Source organism: Streptomyces sp. NPDC006923, assembly GCF_040635655.1.
Taxonomy (GTDB): domain Bacteria; phylum Actinomycetota; class Actinomycetes; order Streptomycetales; family Streptomycetaceae; genus Streptomyces.
Map to the genome: position 1 here is coordinate 1 of NZ_JBEYIF010000021.1, position 19,452 is coordinate 19,452.

2 protein-coding genes and 1 pseudogene are annotated in these 19,452 nt (G+C 73.4%); 1 reads left to right on the plus strand and 2 read right to left on the minus strand.

Going from position 1 to position 19,452, the window contains the following annotated elements:
• A pseudogene (locus ABZ707_RS29660) lies at window positions 1-61 on the plus strand (DUF6421 family protein); the annotation flags it as partial.
• 34 nt (window positions 62-95) lie between these two features.
• Here ABZ707_RS29660 and ABZ707_RS29665 read toward each other — a convergent pair.
• Window positions 96-305, minus strand: coding sequence for an MbtH family protein (locus ABZ707_RS29665; protein WP_360180762.1), 210 nt, complete (start codon window positions 303-305; stop codon window positions 96-98).
• 75 nt (window positions 306-380) lie between these two features.
• A complete protein-coding gene (locus tag ABZ707_RS29670) occupies window positions 381-19,382 on the minus strand; it encodes an amino acid adenylation domain-containing protein (RefSeq protein ID WP_360180764.1) in 19,002 nt (6,333 codons plus the stop codon).
• Between the last annotated feature and the right edge of the window lie 70 nt (window positions 19,383-19,452).

A 19,452-nucleotide genomic window follows, 5' to 3' on the forward strand; every position in this document is an offset into this window, starting at 1 on the left:
GTTCAGCTGGGGCGGGATCTTCTGTGACCGTGAGGCCGCCCGCTTCCGCCGGGTCACCGACGCGGCCCCGCCCCCTTCCGTATGCCTGGCGGGCACTACTCGCCCATGGACTCCACCAGGCTCTTCGGCCGCATGTCGGTCCAGTTGGCCTCTATGTGGTCCAGGCAGGACTGCCGGTCGCCGGGGCCGTGCGCGACCTCCCAGCCCGCCGGCACCTCGGCGAAGCCGGGCCACAGGCTGTGCTGGCCCTCGTCGTTGACCAGCACCGAGTAGACGCCCTCGGGGTCTTCGAACGGATTGCTCATCGTGCGTTCTCCTCCTGTACGGGCCCGGTGCCGGGTCGTCCCGGCACCGGGTTTCTCTCCTGCCGCAGCGGCCGGCTACGGCACGTCGTTCCCACGTTCCCTTGTCGCGGCCCGGTCCACCAGGGCCTCCAGCGCCCGGAACCAGGTCTCGGCCAGGGCCTGGACCGCCTCCCGGGACAGCACGCCCTCCGGCCAGGACCAGTGGGCGGCCAGGACAGGGCCGTCCGGACGGTCCTCGGTCACGACGTTGACACTCAGCGCGTGGCCCTCCCGCATCGCCTCCTCCGAGCCGATGTCCGCGACGTCCTCCTCGGGAGCGTAGGACCAGTCGGTGGCCTCCGGGATGCCGAAGCGGCCCAGATAGTTGAACTCGATCTGCGGTGCGTCGAACGCCGCGAGCACCGGCGCCGTACGCGGGTTGAGATGCCGCAGCAGGCCGTAGCCGACGCCGTTCGCGGGCAGGGACCGCAGATGGCTCCGGACGCGGTCCACCGCCTCGTCGACGGCGGGACCGCCGGCCAGAGCGTCGTCCAGGTCGACCGCGCCCGGGTCCAGCCGGACCGGGAAGACGCTGGTGAACCAGCCGACCGTACGGGACAGATCGGCGTCCCCGGCCAGTTCCTCCTCACGGCCGTGCCCCTCCAGGTCCACCAGCACCGAGGAGTCCGCGTCCGAGCCGTCGCGGCGCCGCCAGTCGGCCACGGCCAGGCCGAGCCCCGCCAGCAGCACGTCGTTGACGGTCGCCCCGAAGGAGGCGGGTACGGCGGACAGCAGTGGCCCTGTGCGTTCCGTCGGCAGCCGCAGGGCCAGTTCCCGCATCGTGCCCGCCGTGTCATGGGCCGGGTCCAGGGGCCGGTCCAGGGGCAGCGGCGCGGCGCCTTCGAGCACCGAGGTCCAGACGGGCAGTTCCGCCTCCCGCGCCGGGTCCCGCGCCAGCTCGGTCAGCAGCCGCGACCAGCGGGCGAACGACGTCTCCACCGGGGCGAGGACAGCGGGCCTTCCGGCCGCCACGTCGTGCCAGGCGGCGGCCAGGTCCGGCAGCAGCACACGCCAGGAGACACCGTCGGTGACCAGGTGATGGCCCATCAGCAGCAGCCGCCCCGGCAGACCGCCGGCGTCGAACCACACCGCCCTGACCATGGCGCCGGTGTCCGGGTCCAGCGCGCTCCGGGCGGCGCGCGCCCGTGCCGCGATCGTCTCGCGCAGGGCGTCCCCGTCCAGTCCCGCGACATCGACCCGTTCGATCCAGGCGTCGGTGTCCACCGCGCCGACGGGCGGTACCTCCAGGGTCCAGTCGGCGGGATCCGTCCGGACGAGCCGGGCTCGCAGCATGTCGTGGCGGTCGGCCAGCGCCCGCAGTACGGCGGCCAGTCCGGGCCGGTCGAGTGCGGCCGGGGTCTGGACGAGCGCCGCCTGGTGGTAGCCGCCGAACGGCCCGCCGAGTTCCCGCAGCCAGTGCATGACCGGCGTCAGCGGGACGGTGCCGGTGCCGTCGTCCGGTGTACGCGGCGCCTTGGGGACCCCGGCCGTCTCCGCCACGACGGCGCTCAGCCCCGCCACCGTACGGTGCCTGAAGACCATGCGGGGCGTGATCCGTACATCCGCCGCCCGCGCCCTGCTGACCAGTTGCATCGCCACGATGCTGTCGCCGCCGAGGGTGAAGAAGTCGTCGTCGGCACCGACCCGCTCCAGACCCAGCACCTCGGCGAAGACCCCGCAGAGGGTCTTCTCTAGTGGTGTCCGGGGCGCGCGGGCCGAGGAGACCGCGGTGAAGTCGGGAGCGGGCAGAGCGTTGCGGTCGAGCTTGCCGTTGGCCAGCTCCGGCAGCCGGTCCAGCAGGACGACCGCCGCCGGCACCATGTAGTCCGGCAGGTGCTGGGCCACATGGTCCCGCAGCCGCGCCGCGTCGGGCGAACGGCCGGGAGCCGGTACGACATAGCCCACGAGCTGCTTGCGCGAGCCGTCCTGACGGACCGTCACCACGGTGTGCCCGGCGTCCGGATGGGCGGCCAGTGCCGTCTCGATCTCGGCGAGTTCGATACGGAAGCCACGGATCTTGACCTGGTCGTCGGCCCGGCCCAGATAGTCCAGCCGGCCGTCGGCGGTCCAGCGCGCCAGGTCGCCGGTCCGGTACAGGCGCGAGCCCGGCGCTCCGAACGGGTCGGCGACAAACCGCTCCGCGGTCAGAGCCGGGCGGCCGAGATAGCCGCGGGCCAGTCCGCCGCCCGCCAGATACAGCTCGCCCGTCACGCCGGGCGGCACGGGCCGCAGCCGGTCGTCGAGGACATAGGCCCGGGTGCCCGCGACCGGACGGCCGACCAGGGGGCGTTCGCTGTCACGTACTCGGGCCACCAGGGCGTCGACGGTCGACTCGGTCGGCCCGTACAGGTTGTACGCCTCGGTGCCGCGCAGCCGGCCGAGCCGCTCCCAGAGCGCCTGCGGGACGGCCTCGCCGCCGACTCCCACCACGGCCAGCGGGCTGCGGCCGTCCCGGACGAGTCCCGTCTCGGCCATCTGGGCGAAGAACGACGGCGTCACTTCGAGGAAGTCGAAGCCGTGCTCGACGACGGCCGCCGCCAGGAGTTCCGGATCACGCCTGGTCTCCTCGGACACCACATGCACACAGTGTCCGTCCAGCAGCCACAACTGAGGCTGCCAGGAGGCGTCGAAGGAGAACGACCAGGCGTGCCCCGCGCGCAGATGGCGTCTGCCCGTGGCCGCGACAGCCGGTTCGTACAGCGTCTCGCGATGGCTGTGGAAGAGATTGCCCACGGTCTCATGGGTGATCACCACGCCCTTGGGCCTGCCGGTGGAACCGGAGGTGTAGATCACATAGGCGGGATGGCGCGGAGTCAGCGCGGCCGTCCGGTCGCGGTCCGTGAGGGCGCGCGCTTCCGTCCCGGCCAGCCGGTCCGCCGTCTCGGCGGTGTCCGTCAGCAGGACCGGCACCGATGATCCGGGCAGCAGCGGAGCGAGGTCCCGGGTGGTGAGGATCAGTACCGGCCGGGCGTCGTCGAGCATCTCCGCGGTACGCCCCGCAGGGCCCTCGGGATCGACCGGGAGATAGGCGGCGCCCGCCTTCTGCACCGCGAGGATGGCCAGCAGGGTCCGTGCGGTACGCGGCAGTGCCAGGGCGACGATGCGCTCGGGTCCCGCGCCGTGTTCCACCAGCAGCCGGGCCAGCCGGTTGGACTCCGCGTCGAGTTCGGCGAAGGTCAGCTCCAGGGAGTCGGAGGCCACGGCCGGTGCCCCGGGCGACAGCCGTGCCTGGCGCTCGAACAGCGCGGGCACGGTGGCCGGCGCGGCCGTCAGCGGCCGGGAGTTCCACTCACGCAGAACTCGGCGGCGCTCCTCCTCGCCGAGGATCTCGATCCGGCCGATGGGCAGGTCCGGATCGGCGGCCACGGCACGCAGCACGCGCCGCAGGCGCCCGGCGATCGCCTCCGCCGTCGCCCGGTCGTACAGATCGGTGCTGTACTCCAGAACGCCGTGCACCCCGCCGCCGTCCGGCTCCTCCACGAAGTCGAAGGACAGGTCGAACTTGGCCGTGTCCTGGCCGAGTTCCTCCTGTCGGGACGTCAGTCCGGTCAGCACCGGGCCCGCCGGTCCGGCGGCCAGATAGACGACCATCACCTGGAACAGCGGGTGCCTGGCGAGCGAGCGCGGTGGGTTCAGCACCTCCACGAGCCGCTCGAAGGGCACGTCCTGGTGGTCGTAGGCGGCGAGATCGGTCTCCCTGACCCGGGCCAGCAGCTCACGGAAGGAGGGATCGCCCGAGGTGTCGGTGCGCAGCACCAGTGTGTTGAGGAAGAAACCGACCATGTCCTCCAGCGCCTCGTCGCCGCGCCCGGCGATGGGACTGCCGAGGGGGATGTCGGCGCCGGCGCCCAGCCTGGTCAGCAGCGTCGCCACGGCGGCCTGGACCAGCATGAACATGCTGACCTCGCCGCTTCGGGCCAGCTCGCGCAGGGACCGTGCCAGCTCCGGGTCCAGGGAGAGGTCGACGGTGCCGCCCCGGTAGCTGCTCTCCATCGGGCGCGGCCGGTCGGTGGGCAGCGCCAGTTCCTCGGGAAGGCCGGCCAGCGCCCCCCGCCAGAAGGCGATCTGCCGGGACACCGGGCTCCGCGGGTCCTTCTCGTCGCCCAGGACGTCGCGCTGCCACAGCGTGTAGTCGGCGTACTGCACGGGCAGCGGCGCCCAGTCCGGCGCGTGGCCCGCGACCCGCGCCGCGTAGGCGGTCGTCAGATCGCGCGTGAGCGGCAGGTCCGACCACTCGTCACCGGCGATGTGGTGCACCAGGACCACCAGTACGTGCTCGTCCTCGGCGAGCCGGAACACGGTGACCCGCAGCGGCGGTTCGCGGTCGAGGGCGAAGCCGTGGGCGGCGGCGCCGGCCAGCAGCCCGGCGAGGCTCTCCTCGTCGGCGGGCACGACCTCGACCGTGAGGTCGTACTCGGCCGGATCGAGCACCTTCTGGTAGGCCCGGCCCTCCTCCTCGGGGAAGACCGTGCGCAGCGTCTCGTGCCGCTCCGCCAGGTCACGCACGGCGGCGCGCAGCGCCTCCGGGTCGAGGGCGCCGGAGAGCCGCCAGACGGACGGGATGTTGTACGTGGCGCTCGGGCCCTCCACCTGGTGGAGCACCCAGAGCCGCTGCTGGGCCGAGGAGAGCGGGAGCCGTCGCGGCCTCGGCCGTGCCACCAGCGCGGGCCTCGGTTCCCCGGTCGCCTCCAGCCTGGTCACCAGCCGGGCCACGGTCGGCGCGTCGAACACCGCGCGCAGCGACACCTGCGCGCCAAGCGCGGAGCGGACCTTGGCGACCAGGCGCATGGCCAGCAGCGAGTGGCCGCCGAGCGCGAAGAAGTCGTCGTCGATGCCGACCCGTTCCACGCCGAGCACGTCGGCGAACTGCTCGCAGAGGATTTCCTCACGCGGGGTGCGTGGCCGCCTCCCGGACAGCGCGGCGGAGAAGTCCGGCGCCGGCAGCGCGGCCCGGTCCAGCTTGCCGCTGATGGTGCGGGGCAGCGACTCCACCGTCACAAAGGCCGCCGGGACCATGTGCTCCGGCAGCGCCGCCGCGGCGTGGGCCCGCAGCGCGGCCGGATCCGGGGTGTGTCCCGGCGCCGGCACGGCGTAGGCCACCAGCCGTGGGATCCCCGGCGTGTCCTCCCGTATGACGACGGCGGCGGCCGCCACCTCGGGACGTCCGGCCACCAGTGACTCGATCTCGCCCAGCTCGATACGGAAGCCGCGCAGCTTGACCTGGTCGTCCGCCCGGCCCAGGAACCGGAGGGTCCCGTCGGCGTTGCGGCGGGCCAGGTCGCCGGTACGGTACATCCGGCTGCCCGGAGCACCGAACGGGTCCGCGGTGAACCGCTGCGCGGTCAGTCCCGGCCGGTTGAGGTAGCCACGGGCGAGGCCCTCACCCGCGAGGTACAGCTCACCGGCCACCCCCACCGGGACCGGGCGGAGCGAGCCGTCCAGCACATGGGCGCGGATATTGCCGACGGGAGCCGCCCACCCGGGGTCGCCGCCGTGCCAGCCGTAGGCGTCCACGGCGCACTCGGTCGGTCCGTACAGGTCGTGCACCACCGTGTCCGGCAGGGCGCACAGCCGCTCCCACAGCGGCGCCGGAGTGGCCTCGCCGCCCACGGTGAGTACACCGGGCCGGTGGTGGCCGGGGTCCAGGAAGCCGTGGTGGATCAGTTCCCGCAGGTAGGTCGGGGTGAGGTCGACGTAGTCGATCCGGTGCTCGTCGAGATGGCCGAGCAGGGCCGCCGGGTCGGTCATGGTGGCCTCGTCGACCACATGCAGCTCATGGCCGGCGAGCAGCCACAGCAGCGGGTCCCAGGAGCCGTCGAAGCTGAACGACGCGGCGTGGACGGCGCGCAGCGCGGCGCCTCCCGCGGCCCGCTCGGCCGGTTCGATCAGGTCTTCCCGGTGGGAGGCGAACAGGTTGCTCAGGCCGCGGTGGGTGCCGACCACGCCCTTGGGCCTGCCCGTGGAGCCCGAGGTGAAGATGATGTAAGCGGCCGCGGCGGGGTTCGGCGCGGCCGGTGCGACGGGGACATGGTCGCCGGCCGGGTCCGTGAGGAGTGCCGGATCGTCCAGCAGCAGCGTCTCGTGGCCGGTGCTCGGCAGTTTCGCCGCGAGGCCGGTGGTGGTGAGCACGCACAGCGGCGCCGCGTCGGTGAGCATGAACTCCAGCCGGTCCGCCGGGTATTCCGGGTCGAGCGGCAGATAGGCCGCCCCCGAGGCTAGGACGCCGAGGATGGCGGGGACCATCTCGTGGCGGGGCAGCGCCAGGCCGACCACCGTCTCCGGCGCGGCGCCGCGCCGGCGCAGCAGCCCGGCGACGGCGTCCGCACGCGCGGACAGCTCGGCGAAGGTCAGCCGGGCACCGCCGGTGACCAGGGCGACCTGGTCGGGCCGGGCACGTACGGTCTCCGCGAACAGCTCGGGCACAGTGCGCCGTTCGACCGGGCGGTCCGTGTCGTTCCAGGTGGTCACGGCCGCTGTGGCCTCGGCGTCGGTGAGCACGCGCAGGGACCCCACCGGCCGGTCCGGTGCGGCGGCGACCTGTTCGAGCAGCGCCACCAGGCGCTCCACGAGCAGTCCGGCCGTCTCGGGGTCGGCCAGGTCCTCGGCGTACTCCAGGACCAGGGCGATGGGCCGGCCGGCGCCGTGGTCGACAAAGGTGAAGTCGAGGTCGAACTTGGCCGTGCCGGTGTCCATGTCGAACCACTCGGTCTCCAGCCCCAGCAGGTCGGGATCGCCGTCCGGCCGGTAGTGGTAGCCGAGCATCACCTGGAAGAGCGGGTTGCGGTCGGCCACCCGCGTGGGATTGACGGCTTCGACGACATGGTCGAAGGGCAGGTCCTGGTGCTCGAAGGCGGCCAGCGCGGCCTCCCGTACCCGGCCGAGCAGGTCGCCGAAGGTCGGATCGCCCGACAGATCGGTGCGCAGCACCAGAGTGTTGACGAAGAAACCGACCAGGTCGTCCGCCGCCGCGTCGGTGCGTCCCGCGATGGGCGCGCCCAGCGGGATGTCGTCCCCCGCGCCGAGCCGGTGCAGCAGGGTGGCGGTCGCGGCCTGGAACAGCATGAACATGCTGACGCCGCGCTCGCCGGACAGCTCGCGCAGGGCGCCGCCGGTCTCCGCCGGGAGTTCCACACGCACCGTGCCGCCACGGCCGGTGGCCCGCGCCGGGCGCGGCCGGTCCAGCGGCAGTGCCAGATCCTCGGGCATCCCGGCGAGGGTCTCGGTCCAGTAGGCGGCCTGGCGTTCGCCGACGTCCGCCAGCAGCCTCTCCTGCCAGAGCGTGTAGTCCGCGTACTGCACCGGCAGCGGCGTCCAGTCGGGCGCCCGGCCCGCCGAGCGCGCCGCGTAGGCGGCGTCGAGATCGGCGAGGAAGGGCCGGTCGGACCATTCGTCGGTGGTGATGTGGTGCAGCATCACGGCCACCACATGGTCGGTGGCGCCGATCCGCAGCACCTCGGCCCGCAGCGGGAGTTCGGCGCCGAGGTCGAACGGGCGCCGCTTGGCGGCCTCGATACGCTCCGGCAGCTCCTCTTCGGAGCAGTCCGTCACGGTGAACTCCGGATCGGCCTGGCCGGCCGGGACGATCCACTGGTACGGCTCGCCCTGGTGCTCCCGGAACCGGGTGCGCAGGGACTCGTGCCGTCCCGCCACGTCGCGCAGCGCGGTCCGCAGGGCTCCCAGGTCCAGCTCGCCGCGCAGCCGGAAGACCAGCGGGAAGTTGTAGGCGGCTCCGCCGCCGCTGAGCCGCTCCACCAGCCACAGCCGCCGCTGCGCCGCGGAGAGCGGAATCCGCTCGGGACGGACGGCGGCGGTCTCCAGCGCGGGCCGGGCGGTCCTGCCGCTGTCGGCCCTGAGCGCGAGCAGTGCCGGGGTCGGCGCCTCGAACAGGTCCCGGATGGCCAGCTCGGCGCCCAGCTCGGTGCGGGCGCGGCTGATCAGCCTGGTGGCGAGCAGCGAGTGCCCACCGAGGTCGAAGAAGCTGTCCTCGGCGCCGGCCCCGGGCAGCCCGAGCACCTCGGCGAAGAGCCGGCAGAGGGTCTCCTCCGTGGGCGTCTCGGGGCCGCGTCCGCTGCTGAGGGCGACGGCCGGTTCCGCGTCGGGGAGGGCGCGGACATCGAGCTTGCCGTTGTCGTTCATCGGCAGTCCCGGCAGCACCACGAAGGCGGCGGGCACCATGTAGTCGGGCAGGCGCCGGCCGAGGTCCTCGCGCAGGCGCTGGATCAGGGTGCTGGTGCCGCGTGTCGTCGCCGGCGTGTTGGCATGGCGGACGGGCGCCGCGCCGGTGTCGCCCGGCAGGTGGAGGCCCGCGGTGACGCGGAATCCGGAGCGGGGCGCGTCGCCGATGAACACGGCGTCATAGCCGCCGGGTTCGTCGGACCAGGTGGTGAGTACCCGGTAGCCGAGGCTCGCTCCCAGCTCACGCAGCGTGTCGGGCTCCACTCCCGAGGGCGCCGCGCCGGGTGCGCGGCCCGCGTCCAGGGCGCGCATGGCGGCCAGTTCGCGCGCCGTACGGGCGTCGGGGACACGCCGGAGGCGCAGCCGTTCCGTGCGCCGTTCGCGCAGGTGTGCGGTGGCGGCCTCGATCCCGGGCCAGTCGAGGGCCGGGACCTCGTCGAGGCGCGGCGCGTCGGCCGCCTCGCGGTAGAGCACGGCGTCGTACCGGTAGCGGGTCAGTTCGTTCTGGTGGCGCCCGGTCTTGGTGCGGAGATCGACACCGAAGCCCAGGGTGCTGAAGTAGTCCGGGTCGACGAGGAGTTCCTTCTCCAGGGCGAGGCCCCGGTCCACGGCCCGCCGGACGGTCTCCGGGTCCGCGCCGTCACCGGCCCTGGCAAGCTGGATGGCGGCCTGGAAGGGCCTGGCCAGGCGCAGGTTGCGGACGTCTCCGACGAACAGCGCGCCGCCGGGGACGAGCAGGTCCATCGCCCCGTTGATGACGTCGGTCAGATAACCGGCGCTGGGGAAGTACTGGATGACGGAGTTGATGACGACGGTGTCGAAGAATCCCTCGGGAAGTCCTGCGAGGTCATGGGCGGGCCGGGCGCGCAGTTCCACCTTGGCCGCCAGCTCCGGAGCGCGCTTCAGATCCTCGCCGATCTTGCGGATGACGGGCTCCGCGAAGTCGGTGGCCCAGTAGGCCTCGGCGTCCGGAGCCAGTTGGGCGAGCAGCAGGCCGGAGCCGACACCGATCTCCAGGATCCGGCGCGGGCGCAGCTCACGGATGCGTTCGACGGTCGCGGCCCGCCACTCGCGCATGTGCTCCAGCGGGATGGGGGCGCCGTCGTACGAGCTGTCCCACCCGGCGAAGTCCTCGGTGAAGACGGCGGTGCTGATCTCGGTGTACTCGGCGGAGTAGATCTCCTGCCACTCGCCGATCTGGTCGCGCTCGGCCGCCTCCCGCGCGGCGTCGGTGAGTTCGGCCGGGACGACATATCCGATCAGCCGGCGGGTGCCGGGCGCCCTCTGGTCCTCCCTGGCCAGCACGGCGGCCTGGGAGATCTCGGGGTGCTGGACGAGCGCGTTCTCGATCTCGCCGAGTTCGACGCGGTATCCACGCACCTTGACCTGGTCGTCGGTACGGCCGAGGAAGTCGAGATTGCCGTCGCCGCGCCGCCGTACCAGGTCCCCGGTGCGGTACATGCGCTCGCCGGGCTCTCCGAACGGGTCGGCCACAAACCGCTCCGCGGTGAGGCCCGGCCGGTCGAGGTAGCCGCGTGCGAGGCCGGTGCCGGAGATGTAGAGCTCGCCGGGGACGCCGTCGGGGACGGGGCGCAGCCAGGCGTCCAGGACGTGGGCCCTGGTGGCGCGGATCGGGCGGCCCACGGTCGGTGTCGGGCTGTCGTCCGTGCCGCCGCCGAGGGTGTTGATGGTGTATTCGGTGGGGCCGTAGAGGTTGTAGCCGTAGGTGCCCTCGGTGTCCCGCAGCCGGTTCCAGACGGTCTCGGTGACCGCTTCGCCGCCGAGCAGGACCAGGGGCGGACGGTGGCCCTCCAGCAGTCCTTCCTCGATGAGCAGATGGGCGTAGGTCGGCGTGACATTGACGACGTCGATGCGGTGGTCCTCGCAGTACGCCACCAGCGCCTCGGCGTCCCGGCGCAGCTCCTCGTCGCAGATGTGGACCTCATGGCCCTCGACGAGCCAGAGCAGCTCCTCCCAGGACATGTCGAAGGCGAAGGACACGGTGTGCGCGATGCGCAGCCGGCGGCCTCCGGCCGAGGCTATGGCGGGGGCGAAGATCTCCCTCTGGTGGTTGAGCTGCATGTTGGTCAGGCCGCGGTAGGGGGTGACGACCCCCTTGGGGCGGCCGGTGGAACCTGAGGTGTAGATGACGTACGCCGGGTGTTCCAGGCTGAACCGGAGGTCGGGCGGCCCGGCCGGCAGCCCGGCCAGTTCGGCGGCGGTCTCCGGGTCGTCCAGCAGGACGCGCGGGACCTCGCCCCGCAGGGTCCTCGACACCTCGGCCGTCGACACCAGCAGCAGCGGCCGGGCGTCCGCCAGCATCAGCGCGAGGCGGTCGGCCGGATAGTCGAGCTCCAGCGGCAGATAGGCGGCTCCTGTGCGCAGGACGGCGAAGAGCGCCACGACCATGTCGACGGAGCGCGGCAGTCCGAGCGCCACCACGCGCTCGGGACCGGCGCCGCGCGCGAGCAGCAGCCGGGCCAGGCGGTCGCAGCGGGCGTCGAGCTCCGCGTAGGTCAGCGACTGCGCGCCGAAGACGATCGCGGTCGCTTCCGGGGTACGGGACGCCTGGGCCGCCAGCATGTCGGCGACGGTCTCGTGCGGTACGGGCTCGCGGCTCGCCGCGTGTTCCCGTGCCAGGGCGCCGCGTTCGGCGGGCAGCATCGCGTCGAGACCGCCGACCGGGGCGGCCGGGTCCTCGGTGAGCCGGTCCAGCAGCAGGGTGAAGCGGGCCAGCAGTCCTTCGGCGTAGTCCCGGGCGATCAGATCGGGCCGGTGGGCGAGGGTGACCCGCACCTGGTGGCCGGGCGTGACGACGAGGTTGACCGGGTAGTGGGTGGCGTCGACATTGGCGACGGCCGTGGCGCCGTGCCGGTCGCGCAACTCGGCGAGCCGGTCCTCGGTGTCGGCGTTGCGCAGCACGAAGAGGGTGTCGAAGAGGCGGCGGTGGCCGGTCTCGGCCTGGAGGACACCGAGCCCGAGGTATTCGTGCGGCATCAGTTCGAGGCGTTCCGCCTGGATCCGGCGCAGCAGGGCCAGGACCGGCTCCGCCGGGTCGAAGTCGATGCGCGCGGGCACGGTGTTGAGGAACATGCCGATGACGTTCTCGACGTCGGGCACCTCGCTCGGCCGTCCTGCCACGGTGGTGCCGAAGACCACGTCGGTGCGGCCGGTCGCGCTCGCCAGGGCCAGCCCCCAGGCGGCGTTGAGCAGTGTGTTCAGGGTCAGGCCGTGCCGGCGCGCGGTGTCGCGCAGCCGTTCGCTCGCTGCGGCGGGGAGAGCGATGTCGAGGCTTTCCGGGATGACGGGTTCGAGGCCCCGGTCGGCGGCGGTCGGGACGAGCAGCGTGGGCTCGTCGAGACCGCTGAGCGCGACCCGCCAGGCGCTGGTGGCCTGCTCGGTGTCCTGTCGGTCCAGCCAGTCGAGGTAGCCGCGGTACGAGCCGGGGCGCGGCAGTCCCGCCGGGTCTCCGCCGCTCTCGTACAGGGCGAAGAGCTGGTCGAGGAAGAGCCAGGCCGACCAGCCGTCCCAGAGGATGAGGTGGCGGCCGATGACCAGCCGGTCGCCCCGCTCCTCGCCGAGGCGGACCAGCAGCATCCGGAAGAGCAGCGGCCGGGCGAGGTCGAACCGGCGGGTGCGTTCGGCGTCCATCAACGCCCGCAGCCGCTCGTCCTGTTCGTCGTCCGGCAGACCGGACAGGTCGACCTCGTCGAGCGGGATCTCGGGGTCGCGGACGATGAACTGGACGGGCTGGTGCAGTCCTTCGCTGGTGAATCCGGCGCGCAGGCTGGGGTTGCGGGCGAGCAGCGCCCGCGTGGCCGCGCGCAGCCGGCCGGCGTCGACCCGGGTGGCGAAATCGAAGGACTCATGGACGGTGTAGACGTCCAGTGCGCTGTTGTCGTACGTGGAGTGGAAGAACAGACCTTCCTGGAGCGGCGCGAGGGGCCAGATGTCCTCGACCGCGCCGGGGACGAGCCGTTCCACCCGGGCCGTCTCCTCGGGGGTGAGCCGGAAGGAGGAGGTCCCGGCGTCCTGCGGCTCCCGCTCCTGGTGCGTGGTCGCGACGGCGGCGAGCGCGGCGGGGCTGCGGTGCTCGAAGATGTCACGTGGGCTCAGGCCGAGGCCCGCGCGGCGGGCGCGGCTGGAGACACCGATGGAGCTGATGCTGTCGCCGCCGAGCAGGAAGAAGTCGTCGTCGACGGAGACGTCCGCCAGTTTCAGCACGGCCGCGAAGATCTCGGTCATCGTCTGTTCGCGGGCGTCGCGCGGGGCGCGGGCGGCGGCGCGTACGGCCTCCGGCGCGGGGAGCGCGTTCCGGTCCAGCTTGCCGCTGGGGGTGAGCGGCAGGGCGTCGAGGACGACATACGCGGCGGGCACCATGGGCGCGGGCAGGCCCTGGTCGAGCGCGGCCCGGAGCGTGGTGGCGTCGGGGTGCGCGTCCTTCGCGGGCACGACGTACGCCACGAGCGCGTTGTCCCGTACCGTGACGGCCGCCTGGGCGACGGACGCCTCGCGCACCAGCGCGGCCTCGATCTCGCCGGGCTCGATCCGGTTGCCGCGCAGCTTGATCTGCCGGTCCGTACGGCCCAGGTACTCGATCACCCCGTCGGCGCGGCGCCGCACCAGGTCACCGGTGCGGTACATCCGGCTGCCCGCCGGGCCGTACGGGTCGGCGGTGAACCGTGCCGCGGTCAGTGACGGGCGGGCGTGGTAGCCGCGGGCCAACTGGACACCGGCCAGGTACAGCTCGCCGGGGGTCCCGGCGGGGACGGGCCGCAGGCAGTCGTCGAGCACCCGGAGTTCCGTGTTCCACACCGGCCGCCCGATGGGCACGGTGGCGCCGGTCTCCCCGTCGTACGTGTGGTGGGTGACATCGACGGCGGCCTCGGTCGGACCGTACAGATTGTGCAGCGGCACACCGGTGAGCGCCTGCCAGCGGGCCGCCGCCGAGCCGGTCAGGGCCTCGCCGCTGCTGAAGACGTGGCGCAGGCTGGCTGCCCAGCGGGGATCGGCGGTGACCTCGTCGGCCGCCAGGAAGGCTTCGAGCATGGAGGGCACGAAGTGCATGGCGGTGACGCGCTGTTCGCGGACGAGGGCGGCGAGGTAGGACGGGTCCCGGTGGCCGTCGGGCTTGGCGAGGACGACGGCGGCGCCCTCGGTGAGCGGCCAGAAGAACTCCCAGACGGACACGTCGAAGCTGGCGGGTGTCTTCTGGAGCACGCGGTCGCCGGCCGTCAGGCCGTACTCGTCCCGCATCCACGCCAGCCTGTTGACGATGGCGCGGTGGGTGACGAGGACGCCCTTGGGGAGGCCGGTGGACCCGGAGGTGTAGATCAGGTACGCGGGGTCGTCGGGGTGCGGGGCGCGGCGGGTCCGTGCCTCGGGCCGGTGCCCGGCGGCGGGGGCTTCCCCGGCGCCGAGGACGAGTGTGCCGAGGCCCGCCACGGCGGGCAGCCCCGGGGCGGTATCCGCGGTGGTGACCACGACGGTGGCGCCGGAGTCGGTGAGCATATGGGTCACCCGGTCGGCCGGGTAGTCCATGTCGACCGGGAGGTAGGCGGCGCCGGACTTGAGGACGCCGAGCAGGGCGGTCATCAGCTCCGCCGAGCGCGGGACGGCGACCGCGACGATCCGCTCGGGACCGGCGCCGCGGTCGCGCAGCCGCGCGGCCAGGGACTCCGCGCGGGCGTCGAGTTCCGCGTAGGTGAGGCGCTCGTCGCCGAAGACCACGGCCGTGGCGTCCGGCGTACGGGCCACCCTTTCCTCGAAGGCGGCGGCGAGTGTGGTCCCGGGGACCTCACGCACGGCACCGGCGAGCCGGGCCTGCGTGAGCTCCGGCGGCGAGAGCAGCTCGATCCGGCCGGCCGGCCGCGCGGGGTCCTCGGCCAGTGCTTCCAGGATCCGGGTGAGACGGTCGGCGACCGCGCGTACGGCGGTGCCGTCCAGCCGGTCGGCGTGGTGCTTCAGACGCAGGTCGAGCCGTCGGCCCGGCTTCACGATCAGGGCCAGCGGATAGTGGACCGCGTCGTGGAACTCGTGTCCGGAGATCCGGACGGTGCCCGAGGGGTCGCGCAGGTCGGTGTCCGCCGGGTAGTTCTCGAACACGAGGAGTGTGTCGAAGAGTTCGCCGCTGCCCGCGAGTCCGGCGATCCGCTGGATCTCGGCCAGGCCGAGATGCTGGTGGCTGAGGAGCTGGGCCTGCTCGTCCTGGAGGCGGCCGAGCAGCGCCGAGAGCGGGTCGGCGGGGGCCCAGCGGAAACGGGTCGGCAGGGTGTTGATGAACAGGCCGACCATGGACTCGATGCCGTCGACCTCGCCGTCACGGCCGGAGACGGTGGTACCGAACACCACGTCCTCCCGGCCGGTCAGCCGTCCGAGCAGCAGGCCCCAGGCGGCCTGGACGACCGTGCCGAGGGTGACACCGTGCTCGCGCGCCCTGGCGGCGAGCCGGGCGGTGGTCCGCTCGGAGAGTTCGACCCGGATCTGCTCGGGGACGGGCGCGCCGGCTCCGGGCGGGCCGGCCAGCCGGGTCGGTTCGTCGAGACCGGCGAGGGCGGTCCGCCAGGCCGTGCGGGCGGCCTCGCGGTCCAGTCCGGACAGGTGCCGCAGATGGGCGCGGTACGGGGCGACCTCGGGCAGCGGCGCCGCCTGTCCTCCGTACAGGGCCATCAGCTCGCGGTGGAGCACGGGCAACGACCAGCCGTCCGCCACGATGTGATGGAACGTCAGCACGAGGACGGCGCTCTCGGCGCCCAGCCGCACGAACGCGCAGCGCAGCAGTGGCGGCCGGGCCAGGTCGAAGCGGTGGGCGCGCTCCTCGGCGGCGACGGCCTCGGCCTCCATGCCCCGCGCGGGCTCGTCCCGCGCGGACAGGTCGACCTCGCGCCAGGGCAGTGCCGTGGGGCCGGTGATGATCTGCACGGGCCGGCCGTCCGGGCGCTGCCGGAAGGCCGCGCGCAGCGGGGCATGCCGGTCGAGCAGTCCCTGCGCGGCGCGGCGCAGGGCTTCGCCGTCGACGGGTCCTGTCAGTTCGATGACCTGCTGGACCACATAGGCGTCGCCGTCCTGGCCGCCGACGAGGGCATGGAAGAAGAACCCTTCCTGGAGCGGGCTGAGCGGCAGCGTCTCCTCGACCGTGAGCGGGTCCGTGCCCTGGATCTCGGCGAGTTCGTCCGCCGTGAGCGCGATGAGCGGGGTGTCGCCCGTCGTGGCGGCGGCCCCGTCGCCGTCCATGGCGACGGCCGCGAGCGCGGCGACCGTGCGGTGCCGGAAGACATCGCGCGGAGTGAGCCTGATCCCGGCCCTGCGCGCCCTGACCAGCAGTTGGATCGCGGTGATGCTGTCGCCGCCGAGGGCGAGGAAGTCGTCGTCGATGGTGACCGACCGCAGCCCGAGCACGTTGGCGTAGAGGCCGCAGAGCAGTTCCTCGCGCGGGTCACGCGGAGCCCGGCCGGAGCTGAGCGCCCCGTAGTCGGGTGCGGGGAGCGCCCTCTCGTCGAGCTTGCCGCTGGGGGTGACCGGCAGCCGGTCCACGGGCACGAAGGCCGATGGCACCATGTATTCCGGCAGCCACTCGTCGGCGTGTGCCCGGAGGGTCTTCATCAGCGCGGTGATGTCGCGGAAGGGCGCGGGCCGGTTGGCGTACGGGAACACCCGGCCCGGCCGGTAGGGCGCGGAGGCCGGTCCCTCGCCCTCGGAGAACACGACGTCGAGGGCGCCGTCGTCGGCGTGGCCGTTCCAGGTGACGGCGACCCGGTAGCCGTGTTCGGCACCGAGGCGGTGGAGGTCCTCGGGGTCGGCTCCGCCGAGATCGGGGCTGCTGCTGTCCTCCAGGGCGCGCAGCGCGCCGAGGTCGTCGGTGAGACGGGCGTTGGGCACACCGGTGACCCGCAGCCGTGCGGGCCGTCCGGCGAGCAGGTCCGTCACCTCGCTGAGTCCGCCGAGGCCGGACCAGCGTGCTTCGCGCTCGTCCGGTGCCGCCGGGATGTCGCGACCGCCGGGCGCCGTGGACGTGTCGCCGTCCCGCGGCGCCGGTCGGGTCGTGCGAAGGACCACGTCGTAGCGGTAGCGGCTGAGCTCGTTGTGGTACGTGGCGCGCTTGACGAGCACATCGGCGTCGAAGTCTCCGAGCGCCGCGAAGAAGTCGGGATCGAGCAGCAGCTCGCCCTCCCAGCTCACGGACCGCTCGACGGCGGCGCGCAGGGCGCTCTTGTCGGCCCTCTCGTGGTCGAGCGCGGCCCGGCCGGTCTCCACGGCGGCGCGCAGGCAGCGCAGCAGCCGGAGATTGCGCAGGTCGCCGACGAAGACACTGCCGCCGGGGGCGAGCAGTCCCGAGACCTTGCGCAGCACATCGGCGAGGTAGCCCGCGCTCGGGAAGTACTGGGCGACGGAGTTGATGACGACGGTGTCGAAGAACCCTTCCGGCAGGCCGTCGATGTCGTGGGCGGGCTGGGCGCGCAGCTCGACGCGGCCGGCCAGTCCCGGCACGGCGTCCACCTGCGCGCGCAGCGCCCGTACCGCCTCGTGCGAGACGTCCGTGCCCCAGTAGGCGTCGCTGTCGGGCGCGATCCGGGAGAGGATGAGCCCGCTGCCGACACCGATCTCCAGAACGCGGCGGCCACCCAGGCCACGGATGCGGTCGACCGTGGCGTCGCGCCACTCGCGCATCTCCTCGACGGGGATGGGCCGGCCGTCGTACATGCTGTTCCAGCCGGCGAAGTTCTCCTGGAAGCCCTCGGATCCGGCGGCGCTGTAGAGGAGTTCGTGGAGGTCCTTCCACTCCTCGACCCGCTCGGTCTCGTCCTGGCCGGGTCCGGCGTCGAGCGAGGGGACGACATACGCGGCGAGCCGCCGGTCACCGGGCCGGTCCTCGCGGGCCACCACCGCGACCTGCCCGACGGCGGGATGGCGGCGCAGTACGGACTCGATCTCGCCGGGTTCCACCCGGAAGCCGCGGATCTTGATCTGGGTGTCGGCGCGGCCGAGGAACTCCAGCCGCCCGTCCGCCTTCCAGCGCACCAGGTCGCCGGTGCGGTAGAGCCGCTCGCCCGGGGCGCCGAAGGGGTCGGCGACAAACCGCTCGGCGGTGAGGCCGGGCCGGCCGAGGTAGCCGCGGGCCAGGCCCTCGCCGCCGAGATACAGCTCACCGGGGACGCCCGCGGGCACCGGCTTCAGCCGCGCGTCGAGGACATGGGCGCGGGTGCCGGGGTCGGGGACACCGATGGGGACGATCGTGCCGGCCGGGGTGGCCGGGTCGCAGAGGCCCAGGGTGGAGTTGGTGGTCGCCTCGGTCGGGCCGTACGCGTTGAACATCATCCGGCCGCGCGCGTAGCGCCCCACCAGCTCGGGCGAGACACGCTCGGTTCCGGCCAGCAGTGTGGCGGTGGGCGGCAGCAGGACATCGTCGGGCATGGCCGCGAGCAGGGCCGGCGGCAGGATCATAAAGGTGATGCCCTGGGCGTTGGCGTAGTCCGCGAGCGGCGCGCCGGGCACCCGCAGTTCGGCCGGGACGACGACCAGACGGCCACCGGAGAGCAGGCCGAGGCAGAGGTCCCAGAAGGCCACGTCGAAGCTGGGCGAGGCGAACTGCAGCACCCGGCTGTGCGGGCCGACACCGAAGCGTTCGCTCTGGGTCGCGACGAGCTTGGCGACACCGGTGTGGGAGAGGACAACGCCCTTGGGCCGGCCGGTGGAGCCGGACGTGTAGATGACGTACGCGGCGTTCAGGACGGTGAGCGGGGCGCCGCGGTCGGCGTCGGTCGGGTCGTGGGCGGGGCGCCCGGCCAGCTCGGCGGCGGTCTCCGGCAGGTCGAGCACGATCCGGGCCGTGCCGTCCCGCGACGGAACGCCGTCCATGGTGTCCGACATGGTGACAAGGCAGACCGGATCGGCGTCGGCCAGCATGTACGCGATCCGGTCGGCCGGATAGTCCGGGTCGACCGGCAGATAGGCGGCGCCGGACTTCAGCACGGCGACCTCGGCGACGATCATCTCGGCGGAGCGCGGCAGGGCGAGGGCCACCACCCGCTCGGGACCGGCGCCCCGGGCGATCAGGGTATGGGCGAGGCGGTTGGCCCGCTCGTCCAGTTCGGCATAGGTGAGCCGCTCGTCCCCGAAGACGAGCGCGACCGCGTCGGGGCGCTCGCCGACGCGCTCGGCGAACATGGCGGGCCAGGTGGCGGGCGGCACGGTATGGCCGGTCGCGTTCCATTCGACGAGCAGCCGGTGGTTCTCCTCCGGGCCCGTCAGTTCCAGCGCGGCCACCGGCACGCCGGGGCGGGCGAGTCCGTCCGCCAGCAGGGTCTCGTAGTGGCCGAGCAGCCGGTCGACGGTGGCTTCCTCGAAGAGGTCCGGGCAGTACGTCGCCCGTATGCCCTCGGAGGTCAGCTCCAGCGCCAGGTCGAGGGAGCCGGTTTCCTGGCCGGCGGCGGAGTCCGTGCCGGGGGCCGTGTCGAAGGCCGTGTTGAAGAACAGCCCGCCGCCGCGCGTCGGGTCGGGGCTCAGTTCGGCGGCCAGGGCGGCCGGCGGCACGCGGTGTGCCCTCGCCGCCTCCAGCGCCTCGGTCACCCGCCGCACCAACTCGCTGAAGGACGGCTCGCCGCCGAGGTCGACGCGCAGGGGCAGCGCGCCATGGCCGACCGTGATGACCGGTGCGCCGCCGTAGCGGTGCAGCAGCGCGAAGTAGGCGGCGATCAGCTCCTGGTCCGTCGCGCCCCTGGTGTCCCGGACCGTACGGCTGCTCCGGACGCGCTCGCGCCCGGACGGCGCCGGCGGGTAGGGGTGGTCGGTCGGCAGCACCGTCTCCGGAGAGAGAGGCGCGAGCAAGTGCCGCCAGTAATCCACAACTTCTTCGATCCCGGACACGGTGGCCGCGCCTCCCCAGCAGTTCGGTCCCGGCTCTGTGGAGCCGGAGTCGCCGACATACTAAGGTAAG

What these genes read in the sequence shown, in the direction of transcription:
- ABZ707_RS29665 (WP_360180762.1), bottom strand. Translation starts at nt 305, where the DNA reads ATGAGCAATCCGTTCGAAGACCCCGAGGGCGTCTACTCGGTGCTGGTC.